The organism is Kitasatospora sp. NPDC001309 (genome assembly GCF_042896295.1).
In the GTDB taxonomy this organism is placed as follows: Bacteria; Actinomycetota; Actinomycetes; order Streptomycetales; family Streptomycetaceae; genus Kitasatospora.
In genome coordinates this window covers 129,931-147,980 of record NZ_JBIAXC010000005.1, presented here as the reverse complement: position 1 = coordinate 147,980, position 18,050 = coordinate 129,931, and the positions used below count along the sequence as shown (strand labels likewise).

Genomic DNA, 18,050 nt, shown 5'->3' with positions numbered 1-18,050 from the left:
AGGGCGACACCGGCGGTGACGGCGAGGTTGAGGCCGAAGGCCGCGGCGTTCACGCCCGCGCCCCGTACGGGCCCGGCACGGTGCCGCCGTCGCGGGTCAGCAGCAGCTGGTGCACGTTCAGGTAGCCGGTGCGGAAGCCGGCTTCGGAGTAGCCGAGGTAGAGCTCCCAGGTGCGGCGGAACACCTCGTCGAAGCCGAGGGCGGCGACCTCCGGCCACCGTTCGGTGAAGCGCTCGCGCCACAGCCGCAGGGTCTCGGCGTAGTGCGGGCCGTACGCGTCGACACGGTCCACCCGGAGTCCGGTGCGGGCGGCGGTGTCGGTGATCGCCCGCAGCGAGGGGATCTGGCCGCCGGGGAACACGTACTTGAGGATCCAGGTGTAGGTGCGGCTGCTGGCGAGCATCCGGTCGTGGGGCATGGTGATGGCCTGGAGGGCGATCCGGCCGCCGGGGGCGAGGACCCGGTCGAGGGTGGCGAAGTACTCGGGCCAGAAGGGGCGGCCGACGGCCTCGATCATCTCCACGCTGACCACCGCGTCGTACCGGCCCCGGGCCGAGCGGTAGTCGCAGAGCCGGACCTCGGCCCGGTCGGCCTGTCCGGCGTCGGCGATCCGGCGGCGGGCGAGCGCGAGTTGCTCCTCGGAGAGGGTGAGGCTGACCACCCGGGCGCCGCGGGCGGCGGCGCGGACGGCGAGTTCGCCCCAGCCGGTGCCGATCTCCAGCAGCCGGGTGCCGGGGCCGACGGCGGCGAGGTCGAGCAGCCGGTCGATCTTGCGGTGCTGCGCGGCGGGCAGGCCTTCCCTGGTCGCGGTCGGCCGGGCGCCCGGGGCCTCGGGGGCGTCGGGGAAGAGGGCGGCGGAGTAGGTCATGGTCGGGTCGAGGAAGAGCGCGAACAGCTCGTTGGAGAGGTCGTAGTGGCGGTGGATGTTGCGCCGGGCGTTGCCGGGGGTGGACAGCTCCGCACGGGGCGGGCGCCGGACGTAGAACCGGCGCAGCCACCGGGTGCCCCTGGGCACCAGGGCTTCGGGGGCGGCGGCCAGCGCGGTGAGCAGCGCGACGGGGTCGGGGCTGTCCCAGTCACCGGCCTGGTAGGACTCGCCGAAGCCGATCAGGCCGCCGGTGCCGAGGCGGTGCAGGAAGGCCCTCGGGTGGTGCAGACGCAGCACCGGGACTCCGGTGGCTGGCTCGAACTCGTCCTTCGTGCCCGGCAGTTCGATCCGGATGCCCTGCCGGGAGGCGGCCCGGCGCAGCACGCGTGCGGCGACCGCGGCGCGCAGCGGGGCGTGCGGCACCCGGACGACGTCCGGCCAGCGGGCGGGGTCGACGACGGGGGTCGGCCGGGCAGTGGTGCCGGGCGGGGTGGTGCTCGTCGGGGTCGGGGTGGTGCTGGTCATGCGGTGGGCACCTCTTCCGTGGCCGGGTCCGGGTGGACGGGCAGGCCGCGCAGCCACAGCCGGATGCCCTGGTAGCGGATGTGCAGGCTGACGGCCCAGGTCGCGAACGGGTGCCGGAGCGCCGCCCGCAGCAGGGTGCGGGGGCCGGCCGGGCGGGCAGTGCCGTGCACGGTGGCGGTGAACGCGTGGCCGTCCGGCCGGTCGAGCCGGACGGTGAGGTCGAGGCGCTCGCCCGGCGGGGGCAGGGACATCCGGTAGTGGCCGTCGACCGGGAAGAACGGGGAGACGTGGAACTCCTTGGGCGTCCCGGCCCGGCCGGCCGCGTCCGGGTGGAGCAGGTAGCGGTGCCGGCCGCCGTAGGTGTTGTGCACCTCGGCGACGGCGCAGCGCACCCGGCCCTGCGGGTCGTGGCACCAGTAGACGGTCAGCGGGTTGAACACGTGCCCGAGGGAGCGGGCCTGGGTCAGCATCAGGACGCGGCCGTCGCCGAGCCGTACGCCGTGGCCGGCCAGGAAGTGTTCCAGGTCCTGACGTATCGTCAGGTCCCGTTCCGTGCGGTCGACCGCGTGGTCGCGGGCCCGGAAGGCGGCCAGCGGGCGCAGCGGCCACGGGATCGGCGGCAGGTGGTCCGGGTCGACCAGCCAGAGGTAGCCGCGGTGGCGGAAGACCCGTCGGGGTGCGGCGCGGACGTGGGTGGTCCGGGTCTCGTAGAGCACGGCGCCCCAGGGGCCGGGGAGGGGGTTCACGGCGCGACCGCCCCCAACAGGGCCCGGGCCGCCTCGACGCCGGAGCGGCAGCCGTCCTCGTGGAAGCCCCAGCCGTGGTAGGCGCCGGCGAACGCGGTGCGGCCGGTGGTGAGTTCGGGCAGTCGGCGCTGGGCGGCGACGGTCCGGGCGGTGTACACCGGGTGCTCGTAGACGGTGCGGGAGACGACCAGTTCCTCCGGGATCGGGTGCTGCCGGTCCTCGTTGAGGGTGACCAGGTAGTCCTCGGCGGTGTCCAGGCGCAGCAGCCGGTTGAGGTGGTAGCTGACCCGCACCCGGTCGGCGGGGGCGGCGCAGTGCGGCATCCGGTAGTTCCACGATCCGCGCGCCGAACGGGCCCGGGGCAGCACGGAGGGGTCGCGGTGCAGCACGGTGGGGTTGCGCGAGTAGCCGAAGGCGCCGAGGACCTCCAGTTCGGCGTCGGTCGGGTCGGCGAGGAGTTGCAGGGCCTGGTCGGCGTGGGTGGCGACGACCACGGCGTCGGCCTCGGTGCGGCGCCCGTTCCCGGAGACCACGGTGACGCCGTCCGGGTGCCGGCGCACCAGCCGGACGGGGGCGGAGCGGTGGACGGCGCCGAGCCGCTCGGCGATCCGCTCGACGTAGCTGCGGGAGCCGCCGACGACGGTGCGCCAGGTCGGCGAGCCGGTCACCCCGAGCAGGCCGTGGTTGTCGAGGAAGGCGAACAGGTACCGGGCCGGGTAGTCGCCCGCCAGGTCGGGGGCGCAGGACCACACGGCGGAGACCAGCGGGGTCGTGAAGTGGTTGACGAAGTACGGCGCGAACCGCCCGGCGGCGAGGAACTCCCGCAGGCTCGGGTCGCCCGCCGCCGGGTCGGCGAGGAGCCGGCGGGCGAGCCGGTGGAAGCGCGGCACCTCGGCGAGCATCCGCAGGTACCGGCCGCGCACCACGGCGTCGGGGCGGGCGAACAGCCCGGCCGGCCCGCGCGCACCGGCGTACTCCAGGCCGCAGCCGTCGCAGTGCACGGACATGCTCATCTCGCTGTCCTGGGTGCGGACACCGAGTTCGGCGAACATCCGGACCAGGTGCGGGTACGTGCGCTCGTTGTGCACCAGGAAGCCGGTGTCCAGGGCCAGTTCACTGCCGTCCGGCCCGGTGGCGCGCTGGGTGTGGGCGTGGCCGCCGAGCCGCTCGTCGGCCTCGAAGAGCTCCACCTCCACCCCGGAGCGCGACAGCTCGTACGCGGCCGTGAGCCCGGCGACACCGGCCCCCACCACCGCCACCCGCCGCCCGGGCGGCCCGCCCCGCGTCACCCGGAACCGTCCGGAGGTGGTGTCGACCGTCGTCACGAGGGCCCCTCTCTGCCCAGGGCGCGCACCTGCGGCCCTGTCGGTGGTCTGCACCCGTTGTTCGGAGCCGGCGGCGGCCCGGATTGGTCGGCGGCGGTCCGCCGTCCCGAAGGGCCGTCCACGGCTTCGCCGTCACCTCGGGCAGGCCGGGGAGACGGCCGACGGCGGCACCGGCGCTACCGGTGGTGACCTTCCCTCACGCCCCCGGGCCGGACCCCGTCAGCGGCCCCAGAACTCCCGCAGGGCGGCGTTGACGGCCGCAGGCTCCTGGGTGTGCGGGTAGTAGCCGGGAACCCGCAGGAGCCGGCCCCCGAGGGAGTCCGTGAGGGCGTCGGCCACGGCCATCAGGGGCAGCCCCACGTGCTCGCGGTACGCGGCCGGGGCGTGCTCCCACGTCCCGCAGATCACCAGGACGGGCAGAGCCCCGCCCCGGAGCGCCGCGAGCGGGATCTCCGCCTCCCAGACGGGCCGCTCCCCCATCGAGGTGGCGACGGCACGCAGTCGGCGCGGCGTGGGCTCGGGCATCGCCATCCCCAGCCCCTCGGTGGACGCCCGCAGGTACTGCTCCGGCGTGACGTCCTCCGGGATGCCCGGGGCGGCGTCGCGCACCCGGTCGAGGAGTTCCGCGACGACCGGGTGGTGCGCGGCGGCGGTGAAGGCGGAGGGCTGGATCAGGGCGAGGGAGCGAACCAGGTCGGGTCGGCGCGCGGCGGCGATGAGCGCGGCGACCGCGCCGTTCCCGTGCGCCACCAGGTGGGCACCGCCGGGCCCCGTGGCCCCGTCCCGGCCGCCGAGCACCTCCACGATGTCCGCGGCGTCGACCTCGAAGTCGCTGCGCGCGGTGTCCGGGCTGTCGCCGTAGCCCCGGCGGTCCATCAGGAGGAGCCGCCGGCCGACCGCGAGGGGCCGCTGCCCGGCGAACCCGTAGGCGGGGTCGCTGCCCCAGGTGAAGATGGTGTGGACGAACACGGCGGGGGCGTCGCCCGGGGCCCCCGAGGGCCGGTCGCCGCCGACCCGGTCGTCCCACACGGTCACGTGCACGGCTGCCATGGGCCGTCCTCCCGAAGTCGAGGAGCGTCAACTCCCCTGAGACTAGACCGGGAAGGCGGCGGTCCCGCGCCGCGCTACGGCGTGCGACGGGCCTGGACCAGGACGCGGCCGGCCAGCGCGCCGGCGTACACGGTGTAGCCGACGCCGATGAGCCAGGACTGGACGATCAGCACGGTGCCCACCGTCCCGTAGGAGACGGCGTTGGACACCAGCAGGGGCGCGAAGACCAGCCGGGAGAAGAGCCGGAGCCCGGCCAGCGCCACCATGGTGGCGACGGCGCCCGGCAGCAGGTCCCTGGCCGGGACGCGTCCGGCGAGCAGCAGCCGCTGGAGCCACCAGAACAGCAGGATGCCGCCGATGGTCGTCGCGGCGATCCGGACGGTCGGCTGGACGGCCGAGTGGCGCCACGGCGTGCCGCTCAGGGCGGCGACCACGATGTAGCCGGTCAGTGCGGCCAGCCCGAGGGTCTGGCGCCAGACGGTGTGCCACGGCCCGCGGTCGAGCTCCCAGATGCGTTCGTAGACCCCTTGGATCGCGGCCATCAGCGAGACCCCGAAGACGGCCAGCGCGGCGAGGCCGAAACCCGTGGTGGTGCTGAGCACCTGGCCCCGGGAGACGAAGAGCCGGTGCACGGCGGCAGCGCCCTGGCCGGACAGGCCCAGGCCGTCCGTGATCCACTCGGCGATCCCGGTGCCGCGCGCCGGGAAGGCGGCGGCGATGACGATCAGCAGCGGGACGAGGGTCACGAAGAACAGCGCGGCGAAGGCCATCGAGCGCTGGAGCAGTTCGACCGTACGGCCCTGTTCCCACACGCTCCGGGCCACCAGCCGCGCCAGCTGCCACCAGGTACGGACGGGCGGTTCGGCCCGGCCGCGACGGGGCACCTCAGCCGCCCGGGGCGGCGGGCGGCGACGGTCGGTTCAGGCGCACTGGATCCTCCCTGTTCACGGCACCCGCTGATCTCGGCACCCGTTGGCGCATCCCGTCAGGATGCCACCGACGGGCCGCCCCGGCGCTCGACCGGGCCGTCGGTGGACCGGAGCAGGGGCGGGGTTACCCGGCGGCGCCCGCCGCCGCCCGCGCTACAGTCCCCCCATGAGCGATCCGGTGCACCCTCCCTTCGGAAACTTCACGGCCGTCCTCCCGGCGCTGGAGGTCCGCGAGCAGCTCGCCGCCCCCGTGGCCGACGCCCTCGAGAACTGGGACGCTCGGGCCGCAGCCGAGTCCGTGCTGTACGTGGACACCGACCCCGAGAAGGCGGACACCGCGGTGTTCTGCGAGTTCTACGCGGTACCGCCGGAGCTCTCCGCGAACTGCGTGGTGGTCGCGGCCAAACGCGGCGGGGAGGTCACCCTGGCTGCCTGCCTCGCCCTCGCCACCACCCGGGTGGACGTGAACAAGGCCGTCCGCACCCACCTGGGCGCGCGGAAGGCGTCGTTCGCCCCGATGGACACCGCGGTCGACCTGACCGGCATGGAGTACGGCGGCATCACCCCCGTCGGCCTGCCCGGCACCTGGCCGCTGCTCATCGACGAGGCGGTGGCCGCAGCCGACGCCGTCCTGATCGGCAGCGGCCGACGCCGGGGCAAGCTCATCCTCCCCGGTCGGGCCCTGGCCCAGCTCCCGGGCGCCGAGGTACTGGCAGGCCTGGCCACCTGAGAGCTCGCACCGCCACGCCCTCGCAGCGCACCGGTCGCCGAGCCCCGATCACAGCGTGCGCAGGGCCCGCTCGCACTCCTGGCACCGCCGGTCGGCGAGCACGGGCGGGTACCAGGGATCCCCGGGCCGGGTCGGCCGGTAGTGCGCGTGCTCCATCGGTCCGGTCTCCACCCCGCACAGCGTGTACGGCTGCGGGTCCTCCGGAACATCGGGATCGGCCCCGGCGGCGTGCACCGCGAACACGGCGGGCTCGACACCCTCCGCCCCGATGGCCCCGTCGGATTCCAGCTCGAAGAGCACAATGATCGATCCCATGCCCCGAGCCTCGATCATCCCTCCCGGCCCCACCTCCGGGGGTGGGCCGACGGTGGACCGATCACCAGCGATCCGATCACCACCGGTCCTTCCGCAGCGGGCAGCGCCCGGCGGCGGCCCGTCGGGCCCGGCGGGGCGGGCGGGGTGCAGGAACACCTCGTCGGTGTAGCACCAGGCCCAGTCGTCGCCGGGCTGGAGGGAACGGGCGATGTGGTGGCCGCCGGTGGTGCGGGCGTGGTGGTGGGCGTGCTGCCCCGGTGAGCTGTCGCAGCAGCCGACGTGTCCGCAGCTCAGACAGGCCCGTAGCTGCACCCAGGTCCGGCCGGTGCGCAGGCACTCCTCGCAGCCCGGGACGGGGTCGGCGGGGGCCTCCCGGAGCCCGTCCAGGTGGTCGCAGGTGCGCTGGACGACCAGGCCCGGGTCGACCGCGACCCGCCATGCGCGCCGGTCGTTCATGCCGGCCGGGTTCCCGGTCCGGCCAGGTCGGCCAGCACCTCCCGGGCCGCCCGGGCGCCCGAGGCGAGTGCCCCCTGCACCGAGCCGGTGGCCCGGTGGTCGCCGCACACGTAGCGCCCCGGCGCGAACCGGGTGGTCCGGCTGAGCCGGAGCGGCGCGGGCCCGGCCGGCAGCGCCTCGGCGATCCGGTACTCCTCCAGCTGCTCCCAGGCCGAGGTGTCCGCCCGGTACAGCGCACCGGCCCGGACCCGGGCCGCCCGCTCGTCCGCGTCCGTTCCCAGGACCGAGGTCGACACCAGCGCCCGCCCGTCCGGTGAGCAGCCGGGGACGACCTCCGACAGCACCACCGTGTTCAGCACCTGCCGTTCCGCGTCCACGACCAGCGTCGGCTCGGGCAAGGGGCTGACCGGCGCCGCGTGGTAGAAGGTCGTCACCGCCCGCGCCGTCGGCACTTCCAGGCCCGGCAGCAGCCGGGTGGCCTGCGCCATCCCGGTCGCCACCACGACCGCGCGGGTCCGCAGGACCGGGCCGCCCGCGAGCGCCACCCCGCCCGCCGTCACCCGTTCCACCCGGGTGCCGCACACCAGTCGGGCCGTCGGCAGCCGGGCCGCCAACTGCCGTGGCACTGCCCCGATTCCGTCCTGCGGCAGGCACAGGCTCCCGCGCAGCATGCTGCGCCACACCAGGTGGAACAGCCGGCTGGAGGTCTCCAGCCCCTCCTCCAGGAACACCCCGGCCAGGAACGGGCCGAGCACCTCGTCGACGGTGCGCCCCGACACCCCGGCCCGGCGCAGCGCGCGGCCGGTGCCGGTCTCCGGCAGGCGCTTGAGCAGGGCGGCGGGCAGCGCCGCGTCCCCCGCCCCCAGCAGCGCCAGTGCGGCCAGGTCGCGCAGCGGCAGCAGCCTGCCGGGCAGCAGGTCGCCGGCCTGGCCCGGGCGCCTGGTCGGATCGACCACCCGGCGCGCGCCCCGGGCGTCGGCCAGCAGGAACCCGGGGGTGAACGGGCGCAGCCCCAGCGCGCCCAGCTCCAGTCGCCGCCTGACCTGCGGGTAGGCGGTGTTGAACACCTGGAAACCGCGGTCGAGGCGGAAGCCCCGGACCACGTGGGTGCGCATCCGTCCGCCCACCTCGTCGGCGGCCTCCACGACCAGGACGTCCCGTCCGGCCTCGGTCAGGTCCAGCGCGCAGGCCAGGCCGGCCAGGCCCGCGCCGACCACGACCACTTCCGCCGCTGCCTCTCCTCGCATCCCGCTCACCGGCTTCCTGTCGAGTACGGGCCGCGCCGCGGGCCGTAGTGGCCCGCCGGGCGCGGGGGTGCGCCATCGGCCGCCCTCCCGAGCCACCGGATCATCCCGGCCTCTCTTCGGAACCCGGTGGCCGAACGGATTGGATCCGGGCACTCCCTCCCCGGGTCCGTGGTGCCCGAGGGCCATCCGGAACGGTGCGGAGCACCGAATACCCGGTGCACCGACACCTCCTCGGCGGCGAACGGGAGGTCCCATGCCGCGCTCCTGGGAGCACCTACGGATCCACCACCGGCCTGCCGTGCCCGACGCCGGGGTGCTCCTGCTGCCGGGCGGCCGCGCGGACGGCCTCGCACCGCCCCGTCGCGTGAACCTGCCGGCCCTGCGGATGGTGCTGTTCGCCCGGGCCCTGCGCCGCGCCCTCCCGCGTGCCGTCGTCGCGTCCGTTCGCTACCGCCACCGCGGCTGGAACGGGTCCCGCGCCGATCCCGTGACCGACGCACGCTCCGCGCTGGTCGAGCTGGAGGGCCTCGCTCCGGGGGCTCCGCTGCTGCTGGTCGGCCACTCCATGGGGGCCAGGGCCGCCCTGGCCGCCGCCGGCCGCCCCTCGGTGGCCGGGGTGGTCGCGCTGGCCCCGTGGTGCCCGCCCGGCGATCCGGTGGGCCAGTTGAACGGCCGGCGGGTGCTCGTCCTGCACGACGGGGCGGACCGCGTCACCTCGGCCGCCCTGGCCTGGGAGTTCGCCCGTCGGGCCGCTGCCGCGGGGGCCGTCGTCGAGGCCGTTCCCATGGCCCGGGGCGGCCACACGATGGTGCGTGGCGCACGCGCCTGGCACCGGCTGACCGCGGCGTTCGCGGCCGCGGTCCTGGGCGGCGCGAAGGTGTCGTAGCCGCCGACCGAGCCCCGAGGGCCGCGCGGTGGAGACCCCGCATCGGCGCCACCGCGCGCCACCACCCGCCACCGTCCGCCACCACCCGCCACCGTCCGAAAACAGACGGTTGTCGGTAATGAACGGTTGTGTTCCCTATCTCCCCGGGGCTACGGTCGGTGGTAGCGAACGGACTCCGTTCACCCATCGTCGTTCGACCCCACGCCATTGGGGGACCCTGCCATGGCAACCTCGCGCTCCCTGGCGCTCGCCCCTCCCGCGTCCGCACGACGCGGCCAGCACCCGGGGATAGCCCTCACCGTCATCGCGGCCACCCAGCTGATGGTGGTCCTGGACATCACGATCGTGAACATCGCCCTGCCGCACATCCAGCAGGCCCTGAGCTTCTCCACGACCAACCTGTCCTGGGTGATCAACGCCTACACGCTGACCTTCGGCGGGCTGCTGCTGCTCGGCGGGCGCGCGGGCGACATCCTCGGGCGCCGGCGGGTGTTCATCGTCGGCGTGCTGGTGTTCAGCTTCGCCTCGCTGCTCGGCGGCGTCGCCCAGTCCTCGTCCTGGCTGCTGGCGGCCCGGGCGTTGCAGGGCGTGGGCGGGGCGATAGCGTCGCCGACGGCGCTGGCGCTGATCGCCACCAACTTCAAGGAGGGCCCGGAGCGCAACCGGGCCTTCGGCGTCTACTCGGCCGTCGCCGGTGCGGGCGGGGCGGTGGGCCTGCTGCTGGGCGGCATGCTGACCTCCTGGCTGTCCTGGCGGTGGGTGCTGTTCGTCAATGTGCCGATCGGCATCGCGATCGCGCTGCTGGCGCCGCTCTACATCAACGAGTCGGAACGCCACCCCGGGCGCTTCGACCTGCCCGGCGCGTTCACCGCCACGGCGGGCATGGTCTCCCTGGTGTACGGCTTCATCCGGGCCTCCGACCACGGCTGGACGGACGCCGTCACCCTCACCTCCTTCGCCCTCGCGGTGGTGCTGCTGTCCGCGTTCGTCGTCAACGAGCGGCGGGTCCCGCAGCCGATCACCCCGCTGCACCTGCTGCGCGACCGCAACCGCTCCGGCGCGTACGGGCTGATGCTGTGCGTGGCCGCGACGATGTTCAGCATCTTCTTCTTCATCACCCTGTTCGTGCAGGAGATCCTCGGATTCAGCCCGCTGCGGGCCGGGTTCGCCTTCCTGCCGATCAGCGTGGCCATCGTCGGCGCCGCCCAGTTCGCGGCGCGCAACCAGATCCGGTGGGGCCCGAAGCCGTTCCTGGTCGCCGGGTCGGTGCTGGTCCTCAGCGGGGTGTTCTGGGCGACCCGGATCGACATCCACAGCACCTACGTCGGCGGGATCCTCGGACCGACGCTGCTGTTCGGCTTCGGGATGGGCTCGATCTTCGTCCCGGTGATGCTCACCGTCGTCTCGCAGGTGGCCCCGCACGAGACCGGGGCGGCCACCGGCAGCCTCAACGCCATGCAGCAGGTGGGCGGTTCGCTCGGCCTGTCGATCCTGGTCACGGTGTACGGCACCGCCAGCCGCAACGAGGCCCGGCAGCAGGTCGGGGCGTTCCTGCGGCAGGCCACCCCGCAGCAGGCCCTCCGGTTCAGGGCGACCGGCACGCTCCCGGCGCCGTACTCCTCGAACGTCCTGGTGCACGGCATCACCAGCGCCTTCCAGATGGGCCTGGTCTTCGCGGCGCTGGCCGTCGTCATCGCGGTGTTCGTCATCAAGGTGCGGCCGGCCCCGGCGGCACCGGACGTCAGCCCTTCGGAGGGCGGTACTTGACAGGGCGTCGGGGCGTCCAGGACAGTCCTTAGCGCACATGGTTTTCATCTTCGTTAACCATTTCCCCGTGCGTGCCCCGGGCACGCCTCCGCGAAAGAGGACCCCCATGTCGCTCGACGTCTCCCCCGCCCTGCTCGACCAGGCCCGCGACGGCCGCGTCGACCAGGCCGACTTCCTCGACACCGTCCGCGCCTCGCTCCCGTACGCCTACCAGGTCGTCGCCGGACTCAGCACCGAACTCTCCGACGGCGAGGCCGAGTTCACCACCGACAACACCACCCCCAGCGACGAGGAGCGGGCCCAGCTGCTGCGCGCCCTGGCCAGCAACGCCATCCGCGGCAGCCTGGAGGAGCACTTCGGCGTGAAGCTCGCCTTCGTCAACTGCCACCGCGTCGGCGCCTTCCGGCCCGGCTCCGAGGACAGCGCGGCGTACCGCGAGTTCACCTCGCTGCACAACCAGATCCGCAACCAGAGCCCGGAGCTGCGCAGCTGCTGACCGGCGCGCGGCCGGGACGGGCGCCCACCCGCTGCCGGGTGGGCGCCCGTCCCGCGACGCACCGGCGCCCGTTGCGCCGTGTTGCCCCGCATTGCCCCGCGTTACGGCCCGTTGTCCGGATCCCGCGCCGATCTTGTGGCACCGCGCGCGGTCTGCGTACGGTCGACGGGCACCACCCGTCCGGCCCTCCGGGGCCGCAAGACCCCCGCGGAGCCGCCACCATGCCGCCCTCCCCCCGCCCGCTGCGGAAACTCGGCTTCCTCACCATCGGCCTCTTCGACGAGGCGGACCCGCGCCGGGGCCACGAGTCCACCCTCGACCTGATCACCCTCGGCGAACGGCTCGGCTTCGACAGCGCCTGGCTGCGCCACCGCCACCTCCAGTTCGGGATCTCCTCCCCGGTCGCGGTCCTCGCCGCCGCCACCCAGCGCACCAGCCGCATCCAGCTCGGCACCGCCGTCACCCCGCTGGGCTGGGAGAACCCGCTGCGGCTCGCCGAGGACCTCGCCACCGTCGACCTGCTCTCCGGCGGCCGGCTCAACCCCGGGTTCAGCGTCGGCCCGCCCGTCCACTACGAGCACGTGCGCGGCGCGCTCTACCCCGACACCGGGGAGCACGAGGACTTCTCCCCCACCCGCGCCGAACGCTTCCTCTCCCTGGTCCGCGGCGAGGACGCCTCCGACTTCGCCGGCACCGAGGGCATCGAGGTGTACTCACGCCGGGTCCAGCCGCACTCCCCCGGCCTCGCCGACCGGCTCTGGTACGGCGCGGGCAGCCTGCGCTCGGCCCGCTGGGCCGGCGAACAGGGGCTCAACCTGCTGACCAGCAGCGTGGTGAAGCCCGAACCCGGCGACGACGCGCCGGACTTCGCCGCCATCCAGGCCGAGCAGATCCGCGCCTTCCGGGCCCACCACCCCGACGGCGAGCGCGCCCGGGTCTCCCAGGGCCTGGTGGTCGTCCCCACCGACGGCGCCACCCCCGAACAGCGCGCCAGGTACCAGGCCTACGCGCTCTCCCGCACCCCGCGCACTCTCACCCCGCAGGGCCCGAACCGGCTGCTCTTCGCCCCCGACCTGGTCGGCAGCTCGGCCGAACTCGCCGAACGCCTGCACGCCCACGCCGGCTTCCGGGAGGTGGACGAGGTCGCCTTCGCGCTCCCGTTCGACTTCGAGCCCGAGGACTACACCCAGATCCTCACCGACCTCGCCACCCGCCTCGGCCCGGCCCTCGGCTGGACCCCGCCGACGGCCGGGTAGCACGGCCGGTCGGCACAGCCGGGCCGAGCGGCGGGTCCAGTGGGCCGGCCGGAGGTTCCACGACCTCCGGGAGGCGAGCCGCAACCGCCCCCCGGCCCGGCACGTCCCAGCGGATACGAACGGCCCACCGGCCGGACGACACCACTGGGGGGAACCATGATCGAACCACGGGACGCCGCACCCGCGCCGTCCGCCCTGCAGACCTGCCCCGGCTGCGCCCGGACCGACCAGGTCCGCAGTGTTCCGGCCGTCCACCTCGCGGGCCGGAAGACGGTCACCGTCCACTCCCGGGACAACGACGGCAAGCTCCGGACCGGCACCCGGGAGGTCACCAGCCCGCTCGCCCGGGCCCTGGCGCCCGCCCCGGAGAAGCGCCCCGAGCGCGTCCCGGCCGTCCTCGGCGTCCCCGCCCTGTTCGCGGCGGGGTTCCTGTACTTCGTCGCCGATTCGCAGAGCAGGTACGAGGACTCCAGCGCCAAGATGCTCGCCGGATCCTCCCTCGCCCACCTCTCGGACTCCTCCGGATCCGACTCCTTCTACCTGTTCTCCGGGATCGCGTTCTGCCTCGCGGTCGCGCTGTTCGCCACGGCCGCGCTGCTCTGGGCCAGGAGCAGCCGCGAACTCGCCGGCCGCCCGCAGGCCGAGCGGCTGTGGGCCACGGCCTGGTACTGCGCCCGCTGCGGGACCGCCCACTTCCCGCCCACCGCCGGACAGGGTGCGGGCGCGGTCACCCTCCCGGAGTTCCGGCGCCGGGTCTGGACGGCGGGCGGGTACGGCCACCTGGTGGACCGGTACCGCGACTGACGTCGGCCCGGGGCCCGGAAGGGTGTGCGCGGGCGGGCGGACCAGCCGGGCCGACGCGGCGCCTGCGGCCGATCGGTTGATTCTGCGCTGCGCGTGACAGCCCTTCCCCGCCGGTGCCGAAGCGTTGCTGACATCTTGTTGGGCGGCGCTCCCGGTGCGCCGCTGCCGGTGCGCCGCTCGCGGTGCGTCGTCCGCGGTGCACCGGGAGCGGTTTCGGCAGCGGCCTCCGGAAGGTGTGATCATGCAGGCGCCTCTCACCGACAGCACCGTGGACCGTCCGCCGCGGCAGTCCGGCCCCGGGGAGCGGGCCACCCGCCCGTACCTGCTGCCGCCGGTCGTCGGCAGCGCGTGGTGGGTCTGGGGGCTGGCGGGAGCGCTCTTCGCCGTCTACACGACGCTGTCCGTGCGGATCCACGAACGGATGCTCTCCAACAGCTACGACCTGGGCATCTTCGAGCAGGTGGTCCGCTCCTACGCGGACGGGCACCTGCCCGTCTCCGAGTTGAAGGCGCCCGGCTTCCCCGTGCTGGGGGACCACTTCTCCCCCGTGCTGGCCCTGGTCGCCCCGTTCTACTGGGTCTGGCGCACCCCCGTGACGCTGCTCGTGGTGCAGGCCGCCCTGGTCGCCGTCGGCACGGTGCCGCTGGTCCTCTGGGCCCGGCGCAGGCTGGGCTCGGGGCCCGCCGCGGTGGTCGGGCTCTGCTACGGCCTGTCCTGGGGGGTCGCCAGCGCGATCGGCTTCGACTTCCACGAGGTGGCCTTCGCCGTCCCGCTGCTGGCCTTCTCGCTGGCCGCGCTCGCCGAGGGCCGGCTGCGCGCCGCGGCCTGCTGGGCGCTGCCGCTGCTGCTGGTGAAGGAGGACCTCGGGCTGACGGTGGCGGTGATCGGCCTGCTGATCGCCCGGCGGGGCGGCCGGCGGCTGGGGCTCGGCACGGCCGCCGCCGGGGTGGCCGGGTCGCTGCTCGCCGTGCTGGTGGTGCTGCCGGCCTTCAACCCGGGCGGGGACTTCGCCTACTGGTCGTACGTGAGCGGCCGGGGGGACGGCTCGGGCGGCGGTCCGGGCGGTGCGGACACCCTCGTGGCGGGCCTGCTGTACAAGGGGACGATCGGTCTGATCACCCCCGAGGCCAAGGCGACGACGCTGCTGTTCGTGCTGGCCGTCACGGTGTTCCTGGCGCTGCGGTCCTCGCTGGCCTGGGTCGCGGTGCCGACGCTGGTGTGGCGCTTCCTCTCGACCAACGCGTTCCACTGGGGCACGGGCTACCACTACTCGCTGGTGCTGATGCCGATCGTCTTCGCCGCCCTCGTCGAGGCCCTGGCCGCCCGGCGGGCGCGGCCGGGCAGCGTACGGCGCCACCTGCTGGGCACGGCGGCGGTCTGCCTGCTGCTGCTGCCGCAGTTCCCGTTCTGGCAGCTGGTCCAGCCGGCCACCTGGCGGAGCGACCCCCGGCTCGCCGTCGCCCACCGGCTGATCGACCGCATCCCGGACGGCGCCACCGTCCAGGCCTCCACGCTGCTGGTGCCCCAGCTCACCGACCGCACCACCGTCGGCCTGTTCGGCTGGGAACCCAGCCGGCCCGACCCGGAGTGGATCCTGGTGGACACCTGGACGCCGTGGAACAAGCGCTGGCCGCTGACGCCCGAGATCGAGCGGAACCGGCTGAACTGGCACCGCGCGCACGGCTACCGCGACGTCGCCGACCTGGACGGCTACGTGCTGCTCACCCGGACCGGCTGAGCACCCCCGGAGCGGACGCCGACACCGCCTGCTCCGCGAACCTCCGGTTGGCCACGGTCTGTTCGCGGTAGGGGCGGGGCAGCTCGGCGATCGCGAGCAGCCGGTCGCAGGCGGCCAGCGAGCCCCGCGCGTCGCCGACCCAGTACGCGGTGATCGAGTACTCGAAGAGCAGCCCCCAGCGGTACACCCAGGGCTCGGTGAACAGCCAGTCGTTCGGCAGGCCGCGGTCCAGCCCCGCCCGGGCGAACGCGTGCGCGGCCTGGTAGCGGCCCATCCGGCGCAGCCGGGACGCGAGTTGGTAGCAGGCCTCCAGGCGCCCCGGGCGGCTCTCCCAGGCGCGCAGCAGCGCGTCCATGGCGGACGGCCAGTCACCGCCGGTCTCCGCGGTCAGCACGCCGACCTGGAGCAGCGCGTAGTAGACCTCCTCCGGCCAGCCGCCCATCCCGGCCCGCCGCCGGTACAGCTCGATCGCCTCGGCGGTGCGTCCGAGGTCGCGCATGGTCTGGGCGAGGTAGAAGACCGCGCGGGAGTTGCCGGGGTCGCGCTCCAGGTCCGCCCGCAGCAGCCGGGCGTCGCGTTCGAACTTGTCGGACCGGGAGCCGCCGTCCGCGAAGTGCTCGATGACCAGCGCGTCGAGCTCGGCCGAGCGGTCCGGCTGGTCCGGCCGCTCCGTCGTCAGGTACTCGTGGGTCGCCCCCTCGTAACGCCAGTCGACGGTGCCGCGCACCAGCCGCTTGATCCGGTACTCCAGGTCGGCGGCGTGGCGTACCAGGTAGGAGTCGGCGGTCAGCTCGGGGAGCGGCCCTTCCTGCCGCACCACCATGTCGGCGTCGATCAGCAGCAGGTAGTCGGCCTTGCCGCGGGCGTGCCGGATGTTGAGCGTCCGGTTGTGGCCGAAGTCCGTCCAGGGCTCCTCGTGCAGCTCGCCGGGGATCCCGGCCAGCGCACGGCGGATCAGCTCCTGGGTCCCGTCGGTGGACCCGGTGTCGGAGATCACCCAGGTGTCGACCAGGCCGCGGACCGAGGCGAGACAGCGCTCGATGACCGCCGCCTCGTCCTTGACGATCATGCACAGGCAGACGGTGGGCCTCCGGCCGGGCGCCCGGGACGGGGCTGCACCGGAACGGGAAGCGTCGGATCGGGTCACAACGGCCTCTCGGAGTGGGCGGGAGGGCGGCGGGCCCGGTCGGGCACGCACCGGGACGCGCATCGCGGTGGTGATGCTATTTCGGGCCCGTTCGTCCCCCGTGCTCCCACACGGGTCAGGCCAACGGGTTCGGGCCGTCCGGGTGATCGCAGTGCGCCGCGTTGATGACATTCCGGTCCCGTCGACGCCGGAAGCGACTGCGCCGCCCGGATCAATGGCGGACACCGGGCGGGCCGCATCGTCCCGCCGTCCCCGACGAGTGAGGAGTACCGGGTGTCATCACGCGGATCACGGATCCCGAGACCGGCGGTGCCGCACCGCCGCAAACAACGCGCGGCGGGTGCCGCGCTGCTCATCACGGCCATCATGTCGACCAGCGGCACCACGTTCGCCGCCGGGATCCACAGCTACCTCCCGCAGCCGAGCCAGCAGAAGCACGGCGACCACGGCGAGGAGCACTGTCCGCCGGGCCAGCAGGAGGTGTGGGGCGAGGAGCAGCCTCAGGAGGGGGGCGAGCCGACGCCCGAGGGCGGCCGGCAGACGGGTGACGGCGTCCACGCGCCGGCGTTGCAGCAGTCCGGCCCGGGTCGGTCCCTCCGCGGCGACGGCGACGGCAACGGCGAGGAGCACGGAGACGGGGGCCACGACGGCCATCACGGCCACCTGATCGGGTGCGTGGGGCCGACCGGACCCACCGGCCCGACCGGTCCTGCGGGCGAAACCGGCCCGACCGGACCGACCGGCCCTGCGGGCGAGGGCGTCACCGGGCCGACGGGTCCGACCGGACCTACCGGACCGACGGGGCCGACGGGGCCGACCGGGCCGACCGGGCCGACCGGCGCCACGGGCAACACCGGCGCAACCGGGGCCACCGGGCCGACGGGAGCCACCGGCAACACCGGCGCCACGGGCGCCACCGGGCCGACGGGACCGACGGGGGCTGCGGGCAACACCGGGGCCACCGGACCGACCGGCGCCACGGGCAGCACCGGACCCACGGGACCGACCGGACCGACCGGAGCCACCGGGGCCACCGGGGCCACCGGCAACACCGGACCGACCGGGCCGACCGGAGCCACCGGCAACACCGGGGCCACCGGCCCGACCGGACCGACCGGAGCCACCGGCAACACCGGGGCCACCGGACCGACCGGACCGACCGGAGCCACCGGCAACACCGGGGCCACCGGCCCGACCGGCCCGTGCATGTCCATCGACACCGTCACCCACGGCATGGTGCTCTACACCGGCGTGGTCAAGAACGGCACCGTCCAGGTCGGCAGCGCGCCGCTCAACGGCCCGAACGCCGACCTGACCACCTGGTCGACCCCGCCCGCGCTCCCGCTGGGGGCCGCCCCCGCCTGCGGTGTGGCCGTGTCGGACCACGGCAACCAGATCTCCGTGGAGACCATCACCACCGACGGCACGGTGTACCGGACCTTCTGCCGGTTCGCGACCGCGGACGGCAGCACCCCGGTGGACTGCGTGACCGGCAACCCGGGGTGGACGGCGATCACCAACCAGCCGGCCAGACTCCAGTCCGGTGCCCCGCCGTTCGGCACCGAGGCGCAGCGGCGTTCCGGCGACACCGGGCCGACGCGGTCGATCAAGGTGCTCTGGGAGCCGTACGTCCGCCGTACCTCCTGACCCGACCGGTCCCCACCGCCTCCACCTGCACGCCCGTCCCCGCCCCCGTCCACCGGGTCGGGGACGGGCGTCGGGCTCCGGGCTCCGGGCTCCGGGCACAGCGGGAGGGCCGACCGAA

Annotated in this window: 16 protein-coding genes; 8 read left to right on the top strand and 8 right to left on the bottom strand. The window is 74.8% G+C overall.

Annotated features, from left to right (window positions below):
* Positions 1 to 49: 49 nt before the first annotated feature.
* From ACFY2K_RS07320 to ACFY2K_RS07300, 5 genes are all read right to left on the bottom strand, one after another.
* Positions 50 to 1,393 (bottom strand): class I SAM-dependent methyltransferase, encoded by a 1,344-nt coding sequence (locus ACFY2K_RS07320; protein ID WP_380591931.1) that lies wholly within the window; start codon positions 1,391 to 1,393, stop codon positions 50 to 52.
* On the bottom strand, positions 1,390 to 2,139 hold the full coding sequence (locus ACFY2K_RS07315) for a DUF1365 domain-containing protein (protein ID WP_380530252.1): 750 nt from the start codon (positions 2,137 to 2,139) through the stop codon (positions 1,390 to 1,392). The genes ACFY2K_RS07320 and ACFY2K_RS07315 overlap by 4 nt, the downstream gene beginning before the upstream one ends.
* Positions 2,136 to 3,464 carry an NAD(P)/FAD-dependent oxidoreductase gene (locus ACFY2K_RS07310; RefSeq protein ID WP_380591929.1) on the bottom strand — a complete coding sequence of 443 codons (1,329 nt, stop codon included), beginning with the start codon at positions 3,462 to 3,464 and terminating at the stop codon, positions 2,136 to 2,138. The genes ACFY2K_RS07315 and ACFY2K_RS07310 overlap by 4 nt, the downstream gene beginning before the upstream one ends.
* Before the next feature lie 219 nt (positions 3,465 to 3,683).
* Positions 3,684 to 4,514: an alpha/beta fold hydrolase gene (locus tag ACFY2K_RS07305; protein WP_387710084.1), complete on the bottom strand. Its 831-nt coding sequence runs from the start codon at positions 4,512 to 4,514 to the stop codon at positions 3,684 to 3,686.
* A 74-nt stretch (positions 4,515 to 4,588) separates the two neighbouring features.
* Positions 4,589 to 5,398, bottom strand: coding sequence for a YhjD/YihY/BrkB family envelope integrity protein (locus tag ACFY2K_RS07300; protein ID WP_380530261.1), 810 nt, complete (start codon positions 5,396 to 5,398; stop codon positions 4,589 to 4,591).
* Between the two features lie 211 nt (positions 5,399 to 5,609).
* Here ACFY2K_RS07300 and ACFY2K_RS07295 point away from each other — a divergent pair, with 211 nt between their 5' ends.
* A complete protein-coding gene (locus tag ACFY2K_RS07295; RefSeq protein ID WP_380644572.1) occupies positions 5,610 to 6,173 on the top strand; it encodes a YbaK/EbsC family protein in 564 nt (187 codons plus the stop codon).
* 48 nt (positions 6,174 to 6,221) lie between these two features.
* On the opposite strand, the gene ACFY2K_RS07290 is transcribed toward ACFY2K_RS07295, so the two are convergent.
* Positions 6,222 to 6,944, bottom strand: coding sequence for a UBP-type zinc finger domain-containing protein (locus ACFY2K_RS07290; RefSeq protein ID WP_387710082.1), 723 nt, complete (start codon positions 6,942 to 6,944; stop codon positions 6,222 to 6,224).
* Entirely contained in the window at positions 6,941 to 8,191 is a 1,251-nt protein-coding gene (locus ACFY2K_RS07285; RefSeq protein WP_387710080.1) for an NAD(P)/FAD-dependent oxidoreductase, read from the bottom strand. Before ACFY2K_RS07285 ends, ACFY2K_RS07290 begins: the two co-directional genes overlap by 4 nt.
* A gap of 253 nt (positions 8,192 to 8,444) precedes the next feature.
* Between ACFY2K_RS07285 and ACFY2K_RS07280 the strand changes: the two genes are divergently transcribed.
* From ACFY2K_RS07280 to ACFY2K_RS07255, 6 genes are all read left to right on the top strand, one after another.
* The gene (locus ACFY2K_RS07280; RefSeq protein WP_387710078.1) at positions 8,445 to 9,077 is read left to right on the top strand and encodes an alpha/beta hydrolase; all 633 of its coding nucleotides are present in this window, start codon (positions 8,445 to 8,447) and stop codon (positions 9,075 to 9,077) included.
* A 222-nt stretch (positions 9,078 to 9,299) separates the two neighbouring features.
* Complete coding sequence (locus ACFY2K_RS07275; protein ID WP_387710076.1) at positions 9,300 to 10,844, top strand: MFS transporter; 1,545 nt, start codon at positions 9,300 to 9,302, stop codon at positions 10,842 to 10,844.
* Between the two features lie 106 nt (positions 10,845 to 10,950).
* The gene (locus ACFY2K_RS07270; RefSeq protein WP_387710074.1) at positions 10,951 to 11,340 is read left to right on the top strand and encodes an SCO5389 family protein; all 390 of its coding nucleotides are present in this window, start codon (positions 10,951 to 10,953) and stop codon (positions 11,338 to 11,340) included.
* Positions 11,341 to 11,561: 221 nt separating this feature from the next.
* Positions 11,562 to 12,596, top strand: coding sequence for an LLM class flavin-dependent oxidoreductase (locus tag ACFY2K_RS07265; protein ID WP_380530278.1), 1,035 nt, complete (start codon positions 11,562 to 11,564; stop codon positions 12,594 to 12,596).
* 156 nt (positions 12,597 to 12,752) lie between these two features.
* Positions 12,753 to 13,400: a hypothetical protein gene (locus tag ACFY2K_RS07260; protein WP_387710072.1), complete on the top strand. Its 648-nt coding sequence runs from the start codon at positions 12,753 to 12,755 to the stop codon at positions 13,398 to 13,400.
* A gap of 241 nt (positions 13,401 to 13,641) precedes the next feature.
* The gene (locus tag ACFY2K_RS07255; protein WP_387710070.1) at positions 13,642 to 15,138 is read left to right on the top strand and encodes a DUF2079 domain-containing protein; all 1,497 of its coding nucleotides are present in this window, start codon (positions 13,642 to 13,644) and stop codon (positions 15,136 to 15,138) included.
* Here ACFY2K_RS07255 and ACFY2K_RS07250 read toward each other — a convergent pair.
* Positions 15,122 to 16,207: a glycosyltransferase gene (locus tag ACFY2K_RS07250; RefSeq protein ID WP_380591915.1), complete on the bottom strand. Its 1,086-nt coding sequence runs from the start codon at positions 16,205 to 16,207 to the stop codon at positions 15,122 to 15,124. The genes ACFY2K_RS07255 and ACFY2K_RS07250 overlap by 17 nt on opposite strands.
* A gap of 444 nt (positions 16,208 to 16,651) precedes the next feature.
* On the opposite strand from ACFY2K_RS07250, the gene ACFY2K_RS07245 reads away from it, so the two are divergent.
* Positions 16,652 to 17,932 (top strand): hypothetical protein, encoded by a 1,281-nt coding sequence (locus tag ACFY2K_RS07245; RefSeq protein WP_387710068.1) that lies wholly within the window; start codon positions 16,652 to 16,654, stop codon positions 17,930 to 17,932.
* The last annotated feature ends 118 nt before the right edge of the window (positions 17,933 to 18,050 follow it).